Source organism: Methylobacter sp., assembly GCF_030680395.1.
GTDB lineage: Bacteria > Pseudomonadota > Gammaproteobacteria > Methylococcales > Methylomonadaceae > Methylobacter_A.
On sequence record NZ_JAUXVR010000044.1, the window covers coordinates 103,220 to 124,690 of the forward strand.

22 protein-coding genes are annotated in these 21,471 nt (G+C 46.0%); 2 read left to right on the forward strand and 20 right to left on the reverse strand.

Annotated elements, in window-relative coordinates:
- Positions 1–9: 9 nt before the first annotated feature.
- Positions 10–864, forward strand: coding sequence for a hypothetical protein (locus Q8L79_RS18285; protein ID WP_305274129.1), 855 nt, complete (start codon positions 10–12; stop codon positions 862–864).
- 29 nt (positions 865–893) lie between these two features.
- Here Q8L79_RS18285 and Q8L79_RS18290 read toward each other — a convergent pair.
- The 11 genes from Q8L79_RS18290 to Q8L79_RS18340 all read right to left on the reverse strand — a co-directional run bounded on the left by Q8L79_RS18290 (position 894) and on the right by Q8L79_RS18340 (position 11,284).
- A protein-coding gene (locus tag Q8L79_RS18290; RefSeq protein ID WP_370870046.1) for an IS3 family transposase occupies positions 894–2,137 on the reverse strand; the annotation gives its coding sequence in 2 pieces (ribosomal slippage) (positions 894–1,858 and positions 1,858–2,137; 1,245 coding nt in all).
- 399 nt (positions 2,138–2,536) lie between these two features.
- Positions 2,537–2,968 carry a hypothetical protein gene (locus Q8L79_RS18295; RefSeq protein WP_305274131.1) on the reverse strand — a complete coding sequence of 144 codons (432 nt, stop codon included), beginning with the start codon at positions 2,966–2,968 and terminating at the stop codon, positions 2,537–2,539.
- Positions 2,969–3,230: 262 nt separating this feature from the next.
- Entirely contained in the window at positions 3,231–3,614 is a 384-nt protein-coding gene (locus tag Q8L79_RS18300; RefSeq protein ID WP_305274132.1) for a type II toxin-antitoxin system death-on-curing family toxin, read from the reverse strand.
- Positions 3,614–3,796: a hypothetical protein gene (locus Q8L79_RS18305; protein ID WP_305274133.1), complete on the reverse strand. Its 183-nt coding sequence runs from the start codon at positions 3,794–3,796 to the stop codon at positions 3,614–3,616. Before Q8L79_RS18305 ends, Q8L79_RS18300 begins: the two co-directional genes overlap by 1 nt.
- A 166-nt stretch (positions 3,797–3,962) precedes the next feature.
- Positions 3,963–4,256: a PIN domain-containing protein gene (locus tag Q8L79_RS18310; protein WP_370870047.1), complete on the reverse strand. Its 294-nt coding sequence runs from the start codon at positions 4,254–4,256 to the stop codon at positions 3,963–3,965.
- Between the two features lie 192 nt (positions 4,257–4,448).
- Positions 4,449–4,595, reverse strand: a complete 147-nt coding sequence (locus Q8L79_RS18315; protein WP_305274134.1) for an AbrB/MazE/SpoVT family DNA-binding domain-containing protein — start codon at positions 4,593–4,595, stop codon at positions 4,449–4,451.
- Positions 4,596–4,892: 297 nt separating this feature from the next.
- Complete coding sequence (locus Q8L79_RS18320) at positions 4,893–5,726, reverse strand: quinoprotein dehydrogenase-associated SoxYZ-like carrier (RefSeq protein ID WP_305274135.1); 834 nt, start codon at positions 5,724–5,726, stop codon at positions 4,893–4,895.
- A gap of 281 nt (positions 5,727–6,007) precedes the next feature.
- Positions 6,008–6,922, reverse strand: coding sequence for a quinoprotein relay system zinc metallohydrolase 2 (locus Q8L79_RS18325; protein WP_305274136.1), 915 nt, complete (start codon positions 6,920–6,922; stop codon positions 6,008–6,010).
- Positions 6,923–7,034: 112 nt separating this feature from the next.
- A complete protein-coding gene (locus tag Q8L79_RS18330) occupies positions 7,035–7,169 on the reverse strand; it encodes a hypothetical protein (protein WP_305274137.1) in 135 nt (44 codons plus the stop codon).
- Positions 7,166–9,982, reverse strand: a complete 2,817-nt coding sequence (locus Q8L79_RS18335) for a UvrD-helicase domain-containing protein (RefSeq protein WP_305274138.1) — start codon at positions 9,980–9,982, stop codon at positions 7,166–7,168. Before Q8L79_RS18335 ends, Q8L79_RS18330 begins: the two co-directional genes overlap by 4 nt.
- Before the next feature lie 96 nt (positions 9,983–10,078).
- Complete coding sequence (locus Q8L79_RS18340; RefSeq protein WP_305274139.1) at positions 10,079–11,284, reverse strand: YihY/virulence factor BrkB family protein; 1,206 nt, start codon at positions 11,282–11,284, stop codon at positions 10,079–10,081.
- Between the two features lie 572 nt (positions 11,285–11,856).
- On the opposite strand from Q8L79_RS18340, the gene Q8L79_RS18345 reads away from it, so the two are divergent.
- Positions 11,857–12,534, forward strand: coding sequence for an SGNH/GDSL hydrolase family protein (locus Q8L79_RS18345; protein WP_305274140.1), 678 nt, complete (start codon positions 11,857–11,859; stop codon positions 12,532–12,534).
- A gap of 93 nt (positions 12,535–12,627) precedes the next feature.
- Here Q8L79_RS18345 and tpx read toward each other — a convergent pair whose 3' ends face one another.
- The 9 genes from tpx to secF all read right to left on the reverse strand — a co-directional run bounded on the left by tpx (position 12,628) and on the right by secF (position 21,453).
- Entirely contained in the window at positions 12,628–13,122 is a 495-nt protein-coding gene (tpx, locus tag Q8L79_RS18350; RefSeq protein WP_305274141.1) for a thiol peroxidase, read from the reverse strand.
- Positions 13,123–13,476: 354 nt separating this feature from the next.
- A complete protein-coding gene (gene der, locus Q8L79_RS18355) occupies positions 13,477–14,874 on the reverse strand; it encodes a ribosome biogenesis GTPase Der (protein WP_305274142.1) in 1,398 nt (465 codons plus the stop codon).
- A gap of 4 nt (positions 14,875–14,878) precedes the next feature.
- Positions 14,879–16,069: an outer membrane protein assembly factor BamB gene (bamB, locus tag Q8L79_RS18360; protein WP_305274143.1), complete on the reverse strand. Its 1,191-nt coding sequence runs from the start codon at positions 16,067–16,069 to the stop codon at positions 14,879–14,881.
- On the reverse strand, positions 16,069–16,761 hold the full coding sequence (locus Q8L79_RS18365) for a tetratricopeptide repeat protein (RefSeq protein ID WP_305274144.1): 693 nt from the start codon (positions 16,759–16,761) through the stop codon (positions 16,069–16,071). The genes bamB and Q8L79_RS18365 overlap by 1 nt, the downstream gene beginning before the upstream one ends.
- 110 nt (positions 16,762–16,871) lie before the next feature.
- Positions 16,872–18,146 (reverse strand): histidine--tRNA ligase, encoded by a 1,275-nt coding sequence (gene hisS, locus Q8L79_RS18370; protein WP_305274145.1) that lies wholly within the window; start codon positions 18,144–18,146, stop codon positions 16,872–16,874.
- Positions 18,147–18,169: 23 nt separating this feature from the next.
- Entirely contained in the window at positions 18,170–18,910 is a 741-nt protein-coding gene (gene pilW / locus Q8L79_RS18375; protein ID WP_305274146.1) for a type IV pilus biogenesis/stability protein PilW, read from the reverse strand.
- A gap of 10 nt (positions 18,911–18,920) precedes the next feature.
- A complete protein-coding gene (rlmN, locus tag Q8L79_RS18380; protein ID WP_305274147.1) occupies positions 18,921–20,033 on the reverse strand; it encodes a 23S rRNA (adenine(2503)-C(2))-methyltransferase RlmN in 1,113 nt (370 codons plus the stop codon).
- Positions 20,008–20,439 (reverse strand): nucleoside-diphosphate kinase, encoded by a 432-nt coding sequence (ndk, locus tag Q8L79_RS18385; RefSeq protein ID WP_006892150.1) that lies wholly within the window; start codon positions 20,437–20,439, stop codon positions 20,008–20,010. Before ndk ends, rlmN begins: the two co-directional genes overlap by 26 nt.
- Positions 20,440–20,526: 87 nt before the next feature.
- Complete coding sequence (secF, locus tag Q8L79_RS18390) at positions 20,527–21,453, reverse strand: protein translocase subunit SecF (protein WP_305274148.1); 927 nt, start codon at positions 21,451–21,453, stop codon at positions 20,527–20,529.
- Between the last annotated feature and the right edge of the window lie 18 nt (positions 21,454–21,471).

The following is a 21,471-nucleotide window of genomic DNA, read 5'->3' on the forward strand; positions in this document are numbered from 1 at the left end:
TAGTAGTGTTTGCCGGAAACGCCAGTTCTCGCTGTCGCTCAAACTGACTTATTCCGGCCTACTGGGCTTTCGGGACACCTGCTTCCGGCATTTTGTTGTAAGCCTTTTCCTAATATCAACATTACTTTAAATGCGCTATTGTTGGCTATCAACAATTTGGGAACTAGGGGACTAATGATGAAGATGAAATTTGGTTGGTTAAATGATAACAGTGTAGTTGAGACAAACTCTATAATAATTGAACCTATTGCAGATTTTGATAATGCAATTAGCGAAGTAATGAACTCATCGCAGCATAATGGCGCTTGGTATTACCCACCTATAGTTTATAAAACGGATAAACTCAGCCCTAGAGTTGCTGCTTCAAGATTTGAATTACCACCAACCCATTGTATTTTCCAAATAAATGGAAATTATGATCGTGAATTCCTTGAATTTATTGTCGTTTTTTTTGGGTGGCTGCATGGGCTAAGGCTAAACCCTGAAAACTGGGGATATTTGATTAAAACGCCAATTAAACAAGGTGAATTGGTGGATTTTGCTAGACCTAGACACTCCGATATGAAGATGCTGATCGAAAAAGCTGAAGTATTTTGGTTGAATAATAAAACAAATAAAATGGGAAATTTAATGTTGGGAGCATTAAATTGGTTTTCTTATACGCAATCCTATGAGCAAATTTTCGAGCGTTTTATAGGGCAGTATAGTGTTTTTGACACGCTACATCATATTGTAAACAAGCTTCATCCTACGACTAATAAAGTCACACATGCTGGATGTTTTGAGCATGTATCTAATAAATTAGACTTACATTATCCCTCTTGGATAAATGAAATAACCAAAATACGTAACGACTTAATATAGTGGACCCCATTGTCCAGACAAATAATGCCTTAATTTAAGATAGAGGCCTGTTCACACTCCAGCTGAATGGCGCTGTCCCAATTTTTTGACACGGGAACTGATATTTCTGCCGCCCCGTATTTATCCACGATCATTACACCGCCACCCCTAGCGGTTTGGTAAACCACACTGGGTGTTTCATAGCCCAATGATTGATGACGCCGCTCTTCATTATAAAACATGAAGTAGTCGGTCAATCCCATCAGCAAGCTCTGTACACTGTCATGCTGCTTCAAATAGACTTCTTCATATTTCACCGTTCTCCAGAGCCGCTCGACAAAAATATTGTCCAGTGCGCGACCACGCCCATCCATGCTGATCGTGATGCCGCTGTTGAGCAGCACGCCAGTAAAAGCATCGCTGGTGAATTGTGATCCCTGATCACTATTGAAGATCTCAGGCGTCCCGTAGGCCTTGATGGCTTCTTCCAAACAGTCGACACAGAATCCCGCACCCATGGTGTTCGACAACCGCCAGGAAAGTATTTTGCGGCTATACCAGTCGATGATTGCCACCAGATAAACAAATCCGCGGGGTAGCCGGATATAAGTGATGTCAGTGCTCCACACCTGATTGGGGCGAATGATGTCGATGCCCCTTAACAGATAGGGATAAATCTTATGTTGCGGATGCGGCTTGCTGGTATTGGGGCCAGGTGCCATACTGGCCAGGCCTAGCGTTTGCATCAAGCGCTGAACTCGTTTACGATTAACCCTGTGCCCAAGTCCACATAAGTATTTCGTCATCCGCCGTGAGCCATAAAAGGGGTGCCGCGTATACTCTTCATCGAGCAACTGCAACAACAGGCATTCATCTTCATCAACGGCTTTTAGTAGACGCTTTTTATGGGCATAGACGACCGAGCGCGTAACCTGGAGCAGCTTGCATTGCAGGGATAGCGCCAGTGTATTATCCGGTGCTATCCACGATTGCCGCTCATCTAAAGGCTGAGTCCAGACTTTTTTTTAAGCCAGTCCAATTCCATGTTTAATTGCCCGATTTTGGCATACAGCCGATCCGGATCGCTCTGTGCATTGGTCGGCTTTGGTCCCCGCTTACCATCAAACAGGCTGCCGGCATTGTCCATCAATTCTTTTTTCCATTGACTAACCTGAGTCGGATGGACGTTGTTATCCTGGGCAATCTCATTGATGGTCTTTATGCCTCGAACCGCTTCCAAGGCAACCTTGGCTTTTTGCGCCCCTGTATAAATCTTCCGTTTGCTTTCGCTCATTTCCTGCTTCTCATTTTTCGACAGAACATAGCTTAAACTATTGTCCGGCTTTCGGGGTCCACTATATAATTCATGAAAGTAAATTTGCAGGTCGGCCTATTGGCTTCGCAGCCAACTCTGCCCAAGCTGATATTTTATTAAGTTTAATCGCATTTAATTGCAGGGTAATCGCGGTTTTAATTGGAGCAGAGGGAAATTATTCCCGCTCAAGTTGCGAAAACAAACAGACTCAAGGTTTTGATGTAGATTAAGTCATGGAGCGTTCTCTACGTGACTTTGTGCTATTAAAGTACAAAACGAACGCGCGGCGTTATTAACACAATTTCTCTCCTTTCCTGATTTTCCTTTCAACGGTGCTTACAACAGCGGAGTGAAATTCATCATGCAGTTCATTTGGAATCAAGCTCTCACATACTCGATCTTCAATTCCAGGACACTGGTAACCGCAATTTTAACTATAAACTGTTGGTCATGATCAATGCAGAAAGGAACTTTGTCTACTTTAAAGTCGCTATCGGAGATGAGAACTTTCCATTTCATATCGCAATATGTGAACCATTTAAGTTTTGGTGGCTTTGCCCTAGGTGGCTGCAATGAATGAGTCTTTTGATATGTGTATAAAATCACTATCAGAGCCAGCGCAATGGATACCCATAGCGGCTGAGGTTTTTGGAGAGTTTCAATTGTTGCAGTCCTTGCACTTTCAACGAAGAATAAAAGACCAGAGCTACCACCAACAACTAGAGTTATCATTATGGACACAAATGCTGATCTCAAATCAGAGAATAATGAGGCTGACAGTTTGAATAATATTTTTTTCAGGAATGACATTTATCGCTGGCCTATATTTGAATTGTGCCCCAGCGGGACGTGGTTTGTAACCAAAAAAAGTTCCAGGTCTTGCATTGTGCATCTACCTCCCCTTTTTACTCATACTCACATAATTTTTTATATGAAATTTGAGCAATAGCCCTGGTCGTAGTAAGCCGCCTTGAATGGCAACGAGTATTGGCGCTTGGTAAGCAGCATCAGAATTTGTCAGAACGCACAGCTTGGATGGGCTTATCATGCTATGGAGCGGCCGATCTACTTGTTAGCGCTGCACAACATGCTCTTGCAACCAGTCTAAAAAATCTTGCCGGTTCATTTTACTGGCGGCGACCGCCAAGATTACTGTTTCTTGGCTATCAACGTCGGCTTGTATTTCATAACCATTCATCAGCAAGGTAACTTCAAGCGCGGCATGACCGATACGTTTATTGCCATCGACAAACGGATGGTTGTTAATCAAAGAGAAACCTAACGCCGCTACTTTTTCGATTAATGTCGGGTACAGCTCATGATCTGCATAACTCATGAGAGGCTGTGCCAATGCGGATTCTAATCCCTCTTGATTACGTATACCGATGGCGCCGCCTGATTGTTCAATGACTCGTTTATGCAGTTTTATAACCTGATCCAGCGTTAATAATTGCATTAGGACAACCGTTTATACAGCTCTTTGTTTTTATCCAGGGTGTAGTCCATAGCTTGCTCAAAATCGAGGCGGTTGTCGCTACCCGTTTCCTGTATTTTGATTTTATGTTTCGGTAAATTTTCTAATATTTCCAATAACGCATCATACAAAGTATCTTCAACTTGAATGGTTAATGTTTTCATGGTGCCCCCCGTTTATTCTAGCGCCTCAGGTTAGGATAGCCTGCCGCTGGATTTTAATACACAAAAAAATGCTCCTGACCTTGCATCTTGCATACAAAACTACCAGCTGTAGATATTTCATGGTTATTTTCAACAAAGCACAATGTAAGCCCTTATTGGTTATCCCTTAATTCCCCAGAAAAGGATTTAAAACCACCAATTGACCATCGATTTCTTGACCACCATGCTGCATATCTTCCGAATACAAAACGGTACAGTCGAATTGAAGCGCTGAGCTAACGATCATACTGTTATACAGAGAAAAACCGAATCGTTCCGCAATATCCAGTCCCCGTTCGTGGGTATCGACAGTCACCGCTTGGGTTTGACATACGGCACGTACCGTTCCCAACATATCGCGTATTTCGGCATAGCTCATCCCCAGTTTTCGCGATGCGACCGAGGCGAATTCATTGAGCACTTGAACGCTTATGATACCGCCCGAAGCAATAATCGCTTCGGCTCGGTCCGCTTTGCGGTTATCTTCAACAATAAATACAACAGAACGTCGGTATCGAAAAACGGCCTATCGGTTTTCATGGGCTTCCAAGCGGTCGAACTTGAAGTCGGCGGGCAAGCGCCCCCGATATTTGCGCAACCGGGCTAACAACTCTTACGAACTGGGCTTTTTCTCAATTTCGAAAATCCGCTCACCGACGATATGAATCTCGATATCATCGCCTTCTTTAAGCTGAAGCGCTTCGACCACCGGCGCGGGCAATCTTACGGCCAAACTATTACCCCATTCTGCGACTTGCATGACGGACTCCCGTGCTGGAAAGATATACATGTTTTTATTGTATATCTATGCTGATTGACTGTCTGATGCTTCTTTGTGCGGCTAACAAGATGGGCTGTAGCTCTACTTTTTAAGTTATTTTTCGTATGGTCGCCTATCACATCCCTGTGTTCTGGATCCCTGCAATCCATGCCGGGATGACGTGCTATATAGATGCCTATACATTCAAAGGATGGGGGCGCGGGTGATAATCATCTAAAAACCGCGCTTTTAACATACCCGGTAAGCTATTAACACTTGCAATACTTATTTTTAAAACTACGGCTGAACTTTAAACGTTTCAGTATAAGTATTGCCTTTAGTGCAAACATCTCTCTTGGTTGGCGTTTCGCAAGAGGTATCGGTCGCTTCGGCTTTTAACTCGCCCGCTTTGTCCGGCACGAAATAGAATCTGAAATTAGGATCGGTACTAATCGCAATATCGGTTTTCGCAGTTAAAACCGGTTTGCCGTTAAACGACACTTTAACGTCTTTAACAAAATGCGCTTTTTTAATAAAGCGAGTGACTTGATCCATTTGCATGCCGGTAATGTTGGGATGGCTGATCATTAACTGCACTGAGGTTGGCTCGCCGACTTTAACGTCGCCCTCCAGCCTGAATTTCATTTTGCCTAGGCGGGCCATCGCTTCATCCAGATTGGCGCCGACCGGAGCGGAACAGCCGCCGCTGGCTTTGACGAATTTTTTAGTCATCGTCAATTTGCCGTCATTCGTTTGGGCAATCGCGCGGATATTGCTGTTGCTGTTAACGCGTATCCGCATCGCAATATCGGCTTTGCCGCTTTCCGGGGTGAACTCGAAGTCGCCGACAAAGGGATAAGGGTTGTTATCGACTAACACCAGGATTTTTTTGATGTAGTGCTCTTTGGTTTGCTTGATTTTGCTGGTGACTTTGATCGGCACTAAAGCAGGGTCTTCTGCGCGTACAGGCGCTTCCAGTTCAATCACTTTATCGGATTCTTCGATTGCTTGTTGCGCGAAGTATTCTGGTTTCAAAATGTTATTCCAAATCTTTTCATCTTCAGCGGCGATCGCGGCAATCGGTAATGTTGCTATTATGAAGATTGCCGGTAATAGTTTTGAATATTTCATTGCCTTTTCCTATTTTGTTTTAGTTTTGGATTTGGTTAAAAACATCCCGAAATCACTCTTTTCGGTCGTCAAGCCGTTCGTGCTGAGTCCTTCGGCTATGCTCAGGAGAGCCTTGTCGAAGCATGATCGGCTTGACGCGGTAGCTCAAAATTTTTCCGCTCACCCTTCGACAAGCTCAGGGCGAACGGAAAAATTTTACCCGATCTATGTCGAAAAGTTAGTAATGACCTTATCCTTTGCGGAATGTTAGAAATTAATACATGTTCTTTTTTATCAGCCGATTAATCTTCCCATTCTAATTCGGCAAAAGCGCTGGTGACGTTTTTGCGGTGATATTCATCGAATAAAGCCCAGTTATTTTTTTCGGAATAACCGACGGTTTTTACGGCATCTTCCAAATGCTGACCTTTTTTAATCGCAGCGCGAATTTCAGTGAGTAACAAGGTTAAATAATGCTTTTGCGGCTGCATGCTCTGCGGCCAATCCGTGACTAATTCGCCATGTCCCGGAATCACATAATGGAAAGATTGTTTTTCCAGTTTGTCGATTTCCGAAAGCCAGCCTTTTAAGCTGCCGTCCAGCGTTGGCACATGCTCGGTAAATAATAAATCCGACAGCCATATTGTATTGGTTTTTTCGTCGTACACGCTCAAATCGTTATCGGTATGCGCGGTAGGATGGGCTTTTAAGGTTAAAGTCCGTCCGCCTAAATCCAGCTTCAAACTGTCTTTAACTTCTACATCAGGCGTAATTAAATCGGCAGCACTCAGTTTGACGTCTAATTGTTCGGCGGCTTTGCCCAAATAGTATGAGCCGCGCGCCGCCATTGCTCGGGCTAATTTATGATGGCCGACAAATTTAACCCCAGTCGCTTTGAAGGCACTATTGCCGTAAATATGATCGGGATGAACATGGGTGTTAATTACATAACAGATCGGTGTCTGTGTGGTTTCGGTAACGGCTTGTTTTAACGCAGAACCCTGCTCAGGATTGCCGCCGCTATCAATAACCGCCACGCATTTTTGCCCGACAACAAAGCCAAGATTGGCGATTTCGCCGTGGTTTTTGCTATCCGGAAATTGGTGTTTGCCGAAATGCACATACACGCCGGCGGTGATTTCTTTAACCGGCAAAGCGTTGGTAGCTGCGGTTTGTGCAGAAACCGTGAATAAAACAAACAGCAATAGAACTCTCATTAGTTTTCCTTTTTTCTGAATACGTTTTGAATTGACGAATAGGAGGGTGAATACGAAGCTGACGAAAAAAAACGTTAAGCATTTATTTAGCTGTGAAACTATATTAGCTAACCTACTGGCGTCGATTGCACTTATGCGTTGAATCCTCTAAATCTTTTAACAGCGTTCCCGGTTCTGTGCCGCTAAACCGCTGCTTTTTTAATATCTCGATTTGTTCGGGTGTATAGGGAGTTAGTTTTTTGCTCATGGTTTTTCTCCTGTTTTCTCGGCAATCAACTGCTTCAATAACCCTTTACAGACAACCATACCTTTTTCAGCATACTCATTCCACCAGTCTTGCTTGTCTTTATAAACTGGCGCCAATCTATCAATAATCAACAAGTCGTAAATATTAACCCATTCGTCTTCCACTTTGAGCGCCAGTCTGGGATTGAAAATATAAGCGCCGTGCCGTACGCGATAGAACAGTTTTCGGTTGTGCTTGTCGTCCTTGCCGATTTCGTTTTTAGACAGGATGCTGGATAGGTAGGCCCTTTGTTTGCGCCGTTCAGGGAGGATGCTGCCGGGGATGTGCTGCACGGCGTCGATAAAGTCCTGGGTGGTAAAACCTTCGAGGTGATAGGTCATTTTTTTCGGCATTACCCGGTAAAACAGCGCGATCATCAGGTTGAGCATGAAAAATTCCATGCTGTGTTTATCGAGCTTGATCAGGCGGCCATCGACCTGAATGCTCATACTGGTCGGTTCCAGTTGTTCGTAAATATCGGCCAGTTTCTTTTTGGCGTAGCTGTCGTTGCGATCGGTTTGCGCCAGCGCGATTTGAAACGCGGCCAAGCCGTTGCCATCGACTTTTTCGGTGTCGGCGCCCAGCTCAAATAACGCTTTGATGACTTCGACATTGCCCATCCAGGCCGCGACCATTAACGGCGTTTGATTGAAGATATTGCGAAAATCCGGGCCGTATTGATCGACTTGTTTGAGCACGGCATCCGGCTTTTTAAAGCTGTAGGCGCTGTAGTGCTTTTGTTGCAGCATCTGCAAGCCTTTGTCGGGCTGTTTGGCGGCTTTGAAGTCGGCTTTCAGCAGATTGTTGATGATGTAGCGGTCTTCATAAACCAAGCCGTATTCGAACAAGGTCATCCTGGCGTTTTTATCGTTGCCTTCGAAGGCTTTGCGTTTCAGATCGGCGAGCGTTGCAGCGGTGATGACCTGCCAATCCGGCGTTTTTTGTTTGAGAATTTCGTTGCGAATCCGGTCGGCCTGCTCCTGTTTGCCTTGCAGTTCCAGCTTATGCGCTTCCTGACGCCAGGCATCCAAAGTGGAGTTTTGGTTGGCGAGTTGCAGGCTGCTTTGGGCGTCGCGCAAGCCCAGCAGATCCAGCAAGGGTTGTTTCGGGCTGCTTTCAATCCAGTACAGGTTTTTAACGGCCCGCGTTATCGCAACATACAGGGCGTTGATATAGAACTTGTAAACTTCCAGCGATTTGTCGGTTTTATCCTTGGCGCGGGCGTATTTAATGCCCTGTTCCAAATCGGCTGGACTGACGCCTTTGCTGATTTCGCGGTAACGGACCTCTTCCTGGCTCAGGAAGTTATAGAGGATGATATTTTCATATTCCAGGCCTTTAGCCTCCTGGATGGTAAAGACCAACGGCGTGCTGAAATGCTGCTGCGCCGCCGGTTTTTGGTCGACCGTCATGACGATGACCGCAAACAGCGTGGAGGCTTTGGTTTTGCTGTCCAGCTCCTGGCGAATAGTGGCGGTGTCCTGCAAAAACATCACTTCGCCCTGGGTGTGGCCGTTGCTTTCGACCAGATAATGGCTTTCTTTGTCGATGGAACCGAAACGCTGGTTTTTGATTTTCAGAATTTTGTTGGCAATGTCGGTGACTTGCGGCGAATTGCGGTAATTGGTGTTCAGAATCCGGATCAATTCATCCGAGGTCTGCAAATCCTCCTGCCGGTAAAACAGGCTTTTCACTTTCGACCAGGAAAAAAAGTTGGGATGGACAATCTGGTTGGAATCGCCGCACAAGATAAACTCCTGCGCCTGACGCAACGATTTGATGATCAAATAAAGCTGGATATTGGTTAAATCCTGCACTTCATCGACAACAACAAAATCGTAACAAGGTTGAACATGCTGCAAATACTGGTGACTGACGATGTTGCTGTCGTAAAGCTGCTGCTCCTGTAAAAAGCTCAGGTATTTTTCAAAAACGTTGTACACCGCATCGCGTTCTTCACCTAAGAAGATCGATTCCTTGACGCCAAGATTCAGGTAATCTTCGCGGCTCAGCCAGCTTTTATCGGTGGCAGGCCCGGTGATGACGCCGCGAAACTCCTCAAACAGTTTGTGCGCATCTTTCAGTTGGCCCTGGCGAAAGCGGCTAAACCACTGCTGGAAGGCCTGGAAAGCAACCGGCTTGCCCGCAGGCACCCGGATACTCTCCAAAAACTCCTGGAACGATAAAAAATCGATCTGCTGATCAGGGTTATCGTAATGATGCGCGTAATACAAATCGCGGGAGTTTTTAACCAGATAAGCCGACTGGGTCACATACAACACGTCGCCCACGGCCTGTTTCATTTTTTCCAGCGTCAGGGCGGTTTTGCCGCTACCGGCCGAACCGATAACAATCAGCGGCGGCTGCAAGTCGTAAATCGATTGTTGGCGGTCATCGAACGAGATGATTTTATCCAGCAGATTAAATGAATTATGACCGGGATTGAGGTAGACCAGCCCCTTGTCGCCGGTTTCATCGGGCTTGAGTATAACCGGTATTTTATCCTCATCAATGCCGCTGACCTGACGCAAAAAACGCGAATCCTGATAAGCATGGTTTTTAATGAATTCCAGAATCAGCGCATAGTTTTGGTGCTGATGTTGATAAATCGAAAATAACAAGCGATCGCGTTGATTGAGTCTGGCCCGATACAGGTTATCGCCGACTTTTTTAACCTCCGCCGATTTAAAGTCATCGTCTTGCAAGTACTTTTGCAGCTTGGCGAAGCCGGGGATAGTTTTAGGATTGAGTTCGTTATATAAAAGGACGTTCATAAATGCTCTTTGTAATAACTATTGCATTGCAGTAACGGTTAAAAAATAGGCCTGAATGATATTTCATTCTATCGCTTCGTTTCAACATGACTGGCACTAGATATCTTTCAATAAACGATCTTGTTCAGAGGCTTCGATCAATTTCCTGAAATTATTGACGATATCCACAAACAGCTGTTCTTGATTGATACCCGGCAAATGGTTTTGCCCGCACTGTTCCAATGCATTAACAACGTAAGCAATAGTAAGTCTATTCACATCGACTGCAGGCTGATAGACCTCATATTCGTCCTGAGTTTTAAACTCGACAATAATATGACTTGCCATTAACTTTAGTAAAATCGATTGAATAATGGCTATCGGGACAGCCAGTTCTTTAGCTATTTGGGCGGCTGTTAAGGGGTTATTTATCGGAATGAAATTCTTAACGATTAAATGCGTAATTTGCAGTGCAATGACTTTTTTCAGGGAAAAACTTAAATTAGAAAACTCGCTACTGTGCCGATAATTTTCATAGTTCTGCAAAAAAAAAGCTATTTCACAACCGAATAAGACAATCATCCAGCCGATTTGTAACCAGGCGACGAATAAGGGTAATGCTGCAAAACTGCCGTAAATTGCATTATAGGTCGACACGCCAATCTGCAAACTTAGATAAGCCGACTGCGCCAGAGCATACATAATCGCTGTGACAATACCGGCAATGATGCCGGCCTTGTAATTAATTTTATGATTAGGCATAAAAATAAACGTAAAGGAAAACAGTCCTGCCATAAGCACCAGAGGCGCCAAACTTAGCGCCCTAATGACCAACCAATCGCCAATTCCCGGTAACTGAATCGCATTTATTAACCAGGTTAGCTGCGTTTTGAGAAAGACTGTAATACTGCCTGACGTTATTAATATAATCGGAGCCAACAACATCAGAGATAAATAATCGCTGAATTTACGGCTTATAGATCTGCCTTGCTCTAATTTCCAGATGTAGTTAAATGATTCTTCGATATTGCCGATGACTTTAATAATGGTCCAAAACAGGATAATGATACCAGTCCCGGCAACAACTTCTCCTTTAGTGCTTTCCAGCATATTTTGCGCAAAATTGATTAATTGCAATACCATAGTTTCCTGACTAGGTATTTTTTCTATTAATTCCTGCTTCATCATTTTCTCAAGGCCGAAACCCTTGGCGATGCCAAACAGCAAGGCGATGACAGGCACTATCGACAATAGCGTATAAAGCGTTAATGCAGATGCCCTTAGCGAACACAAATCGCGAGAGAAACCTTGGACGGATAACATTAATATTTTTAGCGCTTTGATTATTTTTGCGTTAAATGGCGGAAGTTTATCCTCGTGTAACAGCCATATATCTTTTTTAAAAAAATTACTTATGTTGAGTTCCATAGGCTGAGTTTGTGCATTTGAATTAAGAATAATTATTTTTAAACAGGTGAGCTCGTTTAAAAATACGTCGGTGCAGTAAGTGGTCTACTCGCTCGGTCTCAGTCATCATAAGGAATGCAGCAATATTCTGCCGCAATTTCAAAAGCTATAAATGATTTTGAGCAAACGATGAGCATAGGGCTATCGTACTACTCATCTATTGAATGATAATGTTACATCGTTTTGTACATTCTAATCTTCACGCGCTAGTCATTGTATTCGATTTGGCGATGATTTTTTTGAGGCTGTTATGATATAAGGTAGGTTGACGCCACTGGACTCGATGCAGTCGCGTTTTCGGGTTATGCCGGCCTGACAATCAGCTTTGTAGGCATAATTAAGCGCTGTCCCACCCATTTTTATGGATCGGACGCTAAAGTGATTAAGAGTGTATTTTAAACGTATGGGAAAGAGCGGAGTAAAATTGCATGCAAAACCATGTTAAACATGAGGCGCTAATAAGAGAAATATTGGTTCTTGGCGATTCCCATAGTCCCGTTTTCGCTCACCCGTTGTTCAAAGAAAAATTTCCGAACCTGTTTTTCAACGTGCTCACCGTCATTGGTGCGACAGCATCGGGACTGGAAAACCCCAATTCAACAACCAAGGCCTATCCCGTCTTCAGGAAAGCCGCCATGCAAACCACTGCAAAGCAAGTCATTGTGATGCTGGGCGAAGTTGATACGGGGTTTGTCATTTGGTACCGGGCGCAGAAATATCAGGAGTCTGTTACTGCGATGATGGACAAAGCCATCGCAAGTTATTCCGGTTTTTTGGCTGAATTAAAAATGCGCTTCGAGGTTGTATGCATCAGCACCCCGCTGCCCACCATTCAGGACGGCAACGACTGGGGCGATATTGCCAACGCCCGGCGGGAAGTAACTGCATCGCAAGTGGAAAGAACCGCGCTGACCCTGGAATTCAACCGGACCATGCAGCTGTTTTGCATGCAAAACAATATCCGCTACATCATGCTGGATAGCGTATCGCTCGGTGAAGGAGGCATTGTCAAGACTGATCTGCTCAACAGTAATTGCAACGATCATCACTATGATCAGGATCAATATTCCCGTTTGCTGGTTGAGAGACTAACGAGAGTGATTTGATTCTACCAATAATCAATTACATTCCAAAAACGGGGTTCCATATATAGACGATGGAATCGGTTGCCATACCCGGCAGCCGATCAGAATCTGGTTTTACAGCACCGCCAATGCGCTTTCATAATCCGGCTCATCGGCGATCTCACCGACCAATTGCGTGTAAATCACTTTGTCATTCTCATCGATAATAACGATGGCACGGGCAGTCAAACCGCGAAGAAAGGTATCGACGATGGTTACGCCGTAATCATTGGCGAAACTGGAGCGGAAAGTAGACAAGGAAATAACGTCTTTTAAGCCTTCCGATTCGCAAAAACGGCTTTGGGCAAAAGGCAGGTCGGCAGAAACGGCTAACACGACGGTATTGTCCAGATGCGAGGCTTTCTGGTTGAACTTGCGGGTTGACGCGGCACAGGTTGGGGTGTCCAGGCTGGGTACGATATTCAGCACTTTTCTTTTACCGGCATAGGTTGCCAACGTAACATCCACTAACTCGCGACTCGTTAGAGAAAATGCCGGTGCATCGCTGTCTACTGCGGGTAATTCGCCGGAGGTGTTGAGGGGTTTGCCTTGAAATGTGATTGTAGCCATGGTTGTTTCCTGTATTGTTGATTTAATAACATGCCTTAAGACATTCATGCTCGACAGGCTTAGACAGTCTTGGGCCATGTTTATTCCCCTTCCCCCTCTGGGCGACTGCATGGACAGATATTTGCTCCTGCAATATCTGCATTCCCCACATCCATGTGGGTTATGCAGGAGGTAGAGCAACACATGGAGCGGTTGCCGAGAGGGCTTTAGCATAGGCCGGAATAAGCCGGTTTGAGCGACAGCGAAAACAGGCGTTTCCGGCAAAGCCTCCCTAATTCGCCGGAAACGCTACCTCGCGCTACGCTTGGGTAGTCTTATTCCGGCCTACGCCTTTCGCCTTTTATCTTGCCCTTGTTAATCCTTCTTCTTGCTTTTCACCCGCTTCATCAAGCGTTCTTTCTTTTTCACCTGCCATTCGGTCAGCTTGTTCTTTTGTCCGTGAAATGGATTAGCCGCCGACTTGAACACCAAACGTATAGGCGTTCCGACCAGACCCATTTTGTCACGGTAGTAGTTTATTAAATACCGTTTGTAAGATTCCGGCAGTGAGTCGGTCTGCACGCCGTGAATCACCACGATCGGCGGATTCCTGCCGCCCTGATGCGCATATTTCAGCTTAATACGACGGCTATTTACTATCGGCGGCTGATGCGCGGTGGTGGCTTCTTTCAAGATACGGGTCAGCACCGGCGTGGACATGTCGAGCATTGCCGCGGCGTACAATTGCTGTACGACATCGAACATTTTGCCGACGCCACTGCCATGCAGAGCAGAAATTGGATGTTTTTCCGCAAATTCAAGAAAGGACAGCTTGACGTCGAGTTGCCGATGAATGGTTGCCTTTTGGTCGGCGCTGATGCCGTCCCATTTGTTCAAGCCGATAATCAGGGCTCTTCCGGCTTCCAATACCAAGCCCAATAAATGCGCATCCTGATCGGTGATGCCTTCCTGGGCATCAATCAGGTAAATGACTACGTTGGCTTTTTCAATCGCCTGCAACGATTTAATGACGCTGAATTTTTCAATGGTTTCGGCTATCTTCGATCTTCTGCGCATTCCGGCGGTATCGATCAGCGTGAATTTCTTGCCGTTGCGTTCAAAAGGAATGTAGATGCTGTCGCGTGTGGTGCCCGGCTCATCGAATACGATAACCCGCTCTTCACCCAGCAAGCGATTGACCAAGGTTGATTTGCCGACATTGGGCCGTCCGACCACTGCGATGCCGATTCCGCCATGCGCCTCTTCGACTTCGCCTTTGTCCGGCGGCAGCAGTTGGTTAACTTTTTCCAATAATTCGGGTATGCCCTTGCCATGGGAGGCGGCGATCTGTACCGGCTCGCCCAAGGCCAGCGAATAAAAGTCCGACGCCGCAACGTTGGCGTCAAGACCGTCAACTTTATTGGTGACCAATATAATCGGCTTTTGCAGTTTTCTCAGAGTGTCGGCAATTACTTTGTCGGAAGCACTCAAGCCTTCGCGCGCGTCAACCATGAAGAATACGATGTCGGCCTCTTCCAGCGCGACCTGCACCTGTTTTCTGGCAAAACTTTCTATACCTTCCGCGTCATCGGCTATACCGCCGGTATCGACAACCAGACAGGGACGATCGCCCAACTTCACCCGACCGTATTGCCTGTCGCGGGTTAATCCTGAAAAATCCGCAACCAGAGCATCGCGGCTGCGCGTTAAATAATTGAATAATGTGGATTTGCCCACATTGGGTCGCCCTACTAAGGCTATTACAGGTAACATATTTTTATTGAACTTTTAAAGCGGCGAGAGTGCCGTCTTTTGCATAAACATAAACAGTATTATCTACCACGATAGGCTTGGCATCAATCGCACCGTCGGTCACTTGTACGCGACCCAGTTGTCTGCCATCGGTACTGGATAACCAATGCACATAGCCTTCAAAATCACCTGCCACTACATAATTCTCATAGGCGGCAGGCGCTGTTAATCTTCTTTGATGCAAATCCTTTTGCTTCCACAAAGCCGCGCCGCTACGCTGATCCAGCTGCATCACATGGCTTTCCGAATCTGTCAGGTATAAATACCGATAGTCGTTACTCAAACCTGAATGCGACGAAATAGTTTCATTGCGCCACAATATATCGCCGTCCAATTCCGAAATAGCCGCTATGCCGCCCTGATAGCTGGCAATATAAATTACGCCGTTAATCACGATGGGATCGACGTCCAGATCAACCAGCCGTTCAATTTCAGAGCGTCCTTTGGGGATGGCAATGCTGGTTTCCCATACATATTTGCCGTCAGCCAAACGCAAGGCCATTAATTTACCGTTATCATAACCGCCGATGAGGTTACCTTCAGTAATCAACGGCGATCCGGTTCCGCGTAGACTTAAAGCCGGTACGGCACGTTCGTAACTCCAGCGTTTGCCGCCGGTCTTTTCGTCAAGAGCGATCACTGCTCCATCGGTGGTACGAACCACAACGATGTTATTATCTATAACAGGTACCGAAAGCACTTCGCTGGATACTGTGCTTTTCCACAGCACCGCGCCCGTTTCAATGTCTAAGGCAACGACTTCGGCATCACTGGAACCCAAAATCACGGTGCCGGCGCCAAGCCCCGGTCCGCCGGAAAAATGAACGTCGGTTTCAGTCTCCCAAATGAGGTTTCCGGTAGTCAGGCTTCTGGCCTGCACCACTCCTTCCAAGTCTGCAGCCAGTATTTTTCCGTTGCCGATTACCGGAATCAGTTTTAAGGATTGCTCGTCAGCGCCTATTCCTACTGATTCCTTCCAGATGACTTCCAGCTTGATTTCAGGGACATACTCAACCAGGAGGCTCGGAGGATCGGCGTTGTCTTCACCGCCACTAAAATAATCGGTAATGCCGGAAATAGATTCACCAACAGTATCAACAGCCGTACAGCCTGTTAATAAGGTGACAAAAATCAATACAGATAGGGTAAGACGCATTATTTTTGATTTTCCAGCTTTTCTTGAGGGGTCAGGTCATCAATTTTGAACTGCAATAACGGTGACGGCTGTCCATTTCTTAAGGCATTTTGATACGAGGTACGCGCTTCATCCAAACGATCCAGAGCTACGTACAAATCACCTACCAATTCATCATAATTGGCTGAGTAACTGGCCGCGACTTTGGCATCCACTTCGTTAATTACCTGCAAGCCCTGCTCATATTCACCGGTAGCCAGCATTAAGCGTACCAGTCTTATCTTGGCAATATTACTCAACTGCTTATTCGACTCTGCCGCAATAGTCTTCAATATCTGCTTTGCCGCGGCGAAATCGCCTTGCTGAGATTTTAACTTGGCCTCGAATAATCCGCTGAATGCTGCATATTCCGTACCCTTGAACTGCTCCTGCATGCGTTCGGCCAGTTTTTCGACCGCTATGGATGGAGAAAGTGCCGCAGGACTGCCGGGAGCAGTCGCGGCCGCGGACTCTTTTTTATCCCCGTCCAGTGCTTTCAGTAATTGATCATAAGCGGCAGAAGCTTGCGCTGCCTGCGTTTTCTTATGATCTTGCCAATAATTCCAGCCCAGAATAATGACAATACCCATGACCAAGCCCACGATGGTAGAGGTCGAGTTTTCTTTCCACCATCTTTTTAAGGCTTCAACCTGTTCTTCTTCTGTATCGTACATTTCCACTTGTTTTTTCTCTTGTTTGATGTTTAAAAAAAGGCGAAGGACGAAAGGCGAAAGGCGAAGTTCTTTTGCCCTTCGTTCTTCGCCTTTCGCCTTTTAAACCCGTGTCATCGGTGTTCTATCAAAAACTCAATCACCTGCTGCTGAGACATATTCTGTTGCTCCAGCTCGCTATTACGCAGCGGTTTGACACTGACCTCGCCACGACTGACTTCATCGTCTCCCAGAATGATCGCAAATTCCGCACCGCTTTTGTCGGCTTTTTTGAACTGGCTTTTAAAACTGCCGCCGCCGCAATTGACCTGTAATTTCAAACCGGGAATTTCATTCCTGATGGTCTCGGCAAAACGCATGCCTTCTTGTTCCGCTGTTTCACCGACTCTAATCATGTAGACATCAACCGATTTGGCAAGTTGCACATTATCCAGCGTTTCCATCAAAGCCAACAAGCGCTCCATGCCCATCGCAAAACCGACGGCATGATTGGGTTTGCCGCCCAGTTGCTCTATCAGTCCGTCATAACGCCCGCCTGCACAGACAGTGCCCTGCGAACCCAATTCGTCAGTGACCCATTCAAAAACCGTCTTGCTGTAATAATCGAGGCCGCGCACCAATCGCGAATTGATCTCGTAGCCTATGTCCAGATCATCCAGAATCGTGGTTATTGCGTTAAAATGCTGGCGACTCTCATCGCCCAAGTAGTCCGTCAATTCCGGTGCGTTAGCGACAACCTGCTGCATAGCCGGATTTTTGGTATCCAAAATCCGCAACGGATTGGTCTCCAACCGACGCAAACTGTCTTCATCCAATTGATCAAGGTGCCCTTGAAAATAGCGGACCAGACTTTCCCGGTAAACGATGCGCTCGGCAATTGTGCCTAATGAATTGAGCTGTAGGCGAACCTTGTCGCGGATACCCAGTTTTTTCCACAGCCGGTCCATAATCAGGATCAACTCTGCATCAATATCGGGTCCCACCATACCGTAGGTTTCGACACCCAGCTGAAAAAACTGGCGATAACGGCCTTTTTGCGGGCGTTCATGCCTGTACATCGGCCCGTAATACCATAACCGGTGTACCTGATTATGTAATAAGCCATGTTCCAGACAGGCTCTAAGACAGCCGGCTGTGCCTTCCGGACGCAAAGTCAAGGAGTCGCCGTTCCGGTCGTCAAACGTGTACATTTCCTTTTCGACAATATCGGTCACTTCGCCGATAGAGCGCTTGAACAATTCGGTTTTTTCCACAATGGGCAACCGAATTTCACTGTAACCATAAGCGCCGAGTACGTCTCTGATATGTTGTTCCGCATACTGCCAAAGCGGGGTCTGCTCAGGAAGCACATCGTGCATCCCGCGAATTGCTTGAATATTATTTGCCATATTTAATTGGAGTTTTGTAGAAGTTAAAAATCTTTAACCCCTGCGATTTTTTTTGCTTCATTGGAAAGCGGGAATGTTTCCAGCAATAAACTTTTATATTCCCTGGCAAGTTCTTTGTTACCCAATGCCCGCTCAGCTTGCGCAGCAAACCATAAGGTTTCAGGCGTATGGTCCGCAACGCCCAGATAACGCTGCAAAAAGCCTTTTGCCGCCCAAAAATCGCCGTTGTGATAAGCAATTTTTTGCATTTCCGACAACGCCGGCGCATAGGCGTTATTCAGTTGCAACGCTTGTCTGAAATAATTCTCGGCTTGTTGTTTTTGCCCCATGCTCAGTCCGCATCGCCCGGCATTCGTTAATGCCAGCCACTGCCTGTCATTTAGCGGATTTGAACTGGCCTCGGATAATAACGCCATGCCTTCTTCAAACTCTCCATGTTCGCAGAGGAAACGACCAAAATTATTTTTCACACCCAAGTCATCAGGTGTCAGATCCAGCGCGGTCTCATAATGCTCTTTGGCGTTGTCGGGCTGATTTAATTTTTCATACAAAAAAGCCAGAGCATTATGCGCCTGTGTATTATCCGAATTATTTTTTAATGCCAGCAGCAAATTCTCCTTAGCCAATTCCAGCTTATTCATGCTTAGATAGCGCACTCCCAGCTGCAAATGCACATCGTCGGAATTATTGCTTTTAGTGCTACTTGCTGAACTGCAAGCTACTAAAGTCGTAACGAACAGGCCAAGCACAAATCGATTAATCATTCTTGATAAATCAAGCTGCACGTTCGGAGCCTGACGGTTGGAGCTTTAAGTGCCTGCGGCTTTTATCTTTAACCTGGCCTACCAACTGACCGCAGGCGGCATCTATGTCTTCGCCGCGCGTCTTTCTGACCGTGGTGACTATGCCTGCGTCGTTTAACAGCGTTTTAAAGCGATTAATCGCTTCTTTGCTGGAACAACGATAAGCAGAGTTAGGAAACGGGTTAAACGGTATTAAATTGATTTTTGACGGCACCGTTTTTAACAGCTTAATAAGTCCCCGCGCATCCTGTACCGAGTCGTTAATGCCATCGAGCATCACATATTCGAAAGTGACGGTGCGCCGTGGCGCTATCTTGGCGTTATCCCGGCACGCTTCCATCAGTTCCTTCAATGGATATTTTTTATTGATGGGAACCAGTTCATCCCTTAATTCATCGGTTACCGCATGTAACGATACCGCAAGACTGACATCGCAGACTTGGGTTAAGCGGTACATGGCCGGCACTACGCCCGAGGTACTGATGGTTACCCGGCGCTTGGAAAGCCCGAAGGTAAAATCATCCATCATCAGGTTCATGGCCGCGACTACATTGTCAAAATTAAGCAGCGGTTCGCCCATGCCCATCATCACCACATTGGTAATTCTGTTTTCCGGCCCCAACCTTTTTTGCGCAACGAATAACTGGCCGATAATTTCAGCCGTGGTCAAGTTACGGTTAAAGCCTTGCTGGGCGGTAGAACAAAAAGTGCAGGCCAAGGCACAGCCGATTTGCGACGAGACGCATAAAGTGCCGCGTCCCTCTTCAGGAATAAAAACCGTTTCTATCCGATTGCCGCAACCGGTTTGCATGACCCATTTACAGGTACCGTCCGTTGCGACTTTTTCAAGCACGATTTCAGGCGTTGCTATGTAACAGTTTTCAGTTAAATAAGCACGCAATGACTTGCTCAAATTGGTCATCAGGTCGAAGTCTTCGACGCCTTCCTGATAGATCCATTTGAGCAACTGCGTCGCCCGAAAAGGCTTCTCGCCTAACTCGACAAAAAAGGCCGCAAGGCCTTTTCTGTCGAAATCGAGCAAATTGATGGTTTTTGTATTAACGGGTTCTAGCACAGATTTCATTGTCTGAGAAAAAGTAAGCAATTTCCCTTTGAGCGGTTTCGACAGCGTCTGAGCCGTGTACGGCATTTTCATCGATGCTGCTGGCAAAATCGGCGCGGATAGTTCCTGCAGCCGCTTCTTTCGGGTTGGTAGCACCCATGATGTCGCGATGCTTAAGAACCGCGTTTTCGCCTTCCAGCACTTGCATGATCACAGGACCTGAAATCATAAATGCCACTAAATCATTAAAGAAACCGCGTTCGCTGTGTTCTGCGTAAAAACCTTCCGCTTGTTCTTTGGTCAGGTGCAGCATTTTTGCAGCAACGATTTTTAAATCGTTCTTTTCAAAACGGCTGTAAATTTCGCCGATTACATTTTTTGCTACAGCATCAGGTTTAATGATTGAGAAAGTGCGTTCTATCGCCATTTTTTTAAAACTCCAAATTATGAATAAATATTTATTAAGCGGCTGATTATACCTGATCAACCGCTGTATTTTGAAAATACCTGACAGTTAAGGTCTGCCATCCAGTTCCGCGCCTTCTTTTACCGGGATCATCAAATCCTCAGAACTGATACCCAACAGTAAAGCCATAGGACTGGCGATAAAAATAGAGGAATAAGTACCAAAAACCACGCCGAACAACAGCGCAATGGAAAAATTATGAATCACCTCTCCGCCCAAGAAAAACAACGAAACCAACACCAGGAACACCGTCAACGAAGTCATGATAGTTCGGCTTAAGGTCACATTAACCGAAATATTCATGATTTCTTCAGTCGATTTGTTTCTTAATGCGCGGAAATTTTCCCGGATACGGTCATAAACTACAATAGTATCGTTCAACGAATAACCGATCAGCGCAAGAATTGCCGCCAGTACCGTCAGATCGAACTCCAACCCTAACATGGAGAATAGTCCCAGCGTAACAATGACGTCATGAAATGTCGCTATGATGGAGCCGACCGCGAATTTCCACTCAAATCGCCATGCTACATAAATCAAAATGCCTATTGTTGAATACAACAAGGCCAGGAACCCATCCTCAGCCAGATCGTCGCCAACCTGAGGACCGACAAATTCAACGCGGCGGATACTGGCCGGCTCTTTAGTCGTTTTGTTAATGGCCTCAAGCACCTTGGCGCTTAAATCGACGTTACTCACGTCTTCATGAGGCTTCAAGCGAATCAGTACATCTTTTGTGGTGCCGAAGTTCTGCACCGTAGCATCGGCAAAACCGGAGCTGTCCAAGGTATTGCGAAGCACCGTCAAATCTGCCGCCTGCTGGTAACCGACCTCAATCAGCGTCCCGCCGGTAAAATCGATACCCATATGCAAGCCGCGCACAGCCAGCGATCCTATCGAGATAAGCGACAGCACAGCGGAAAATATCAGCGCTATGTTGCGGTTGCCCATAAAATTTATATTTGTTTTTGACATGATTTAATCTTCATAGAA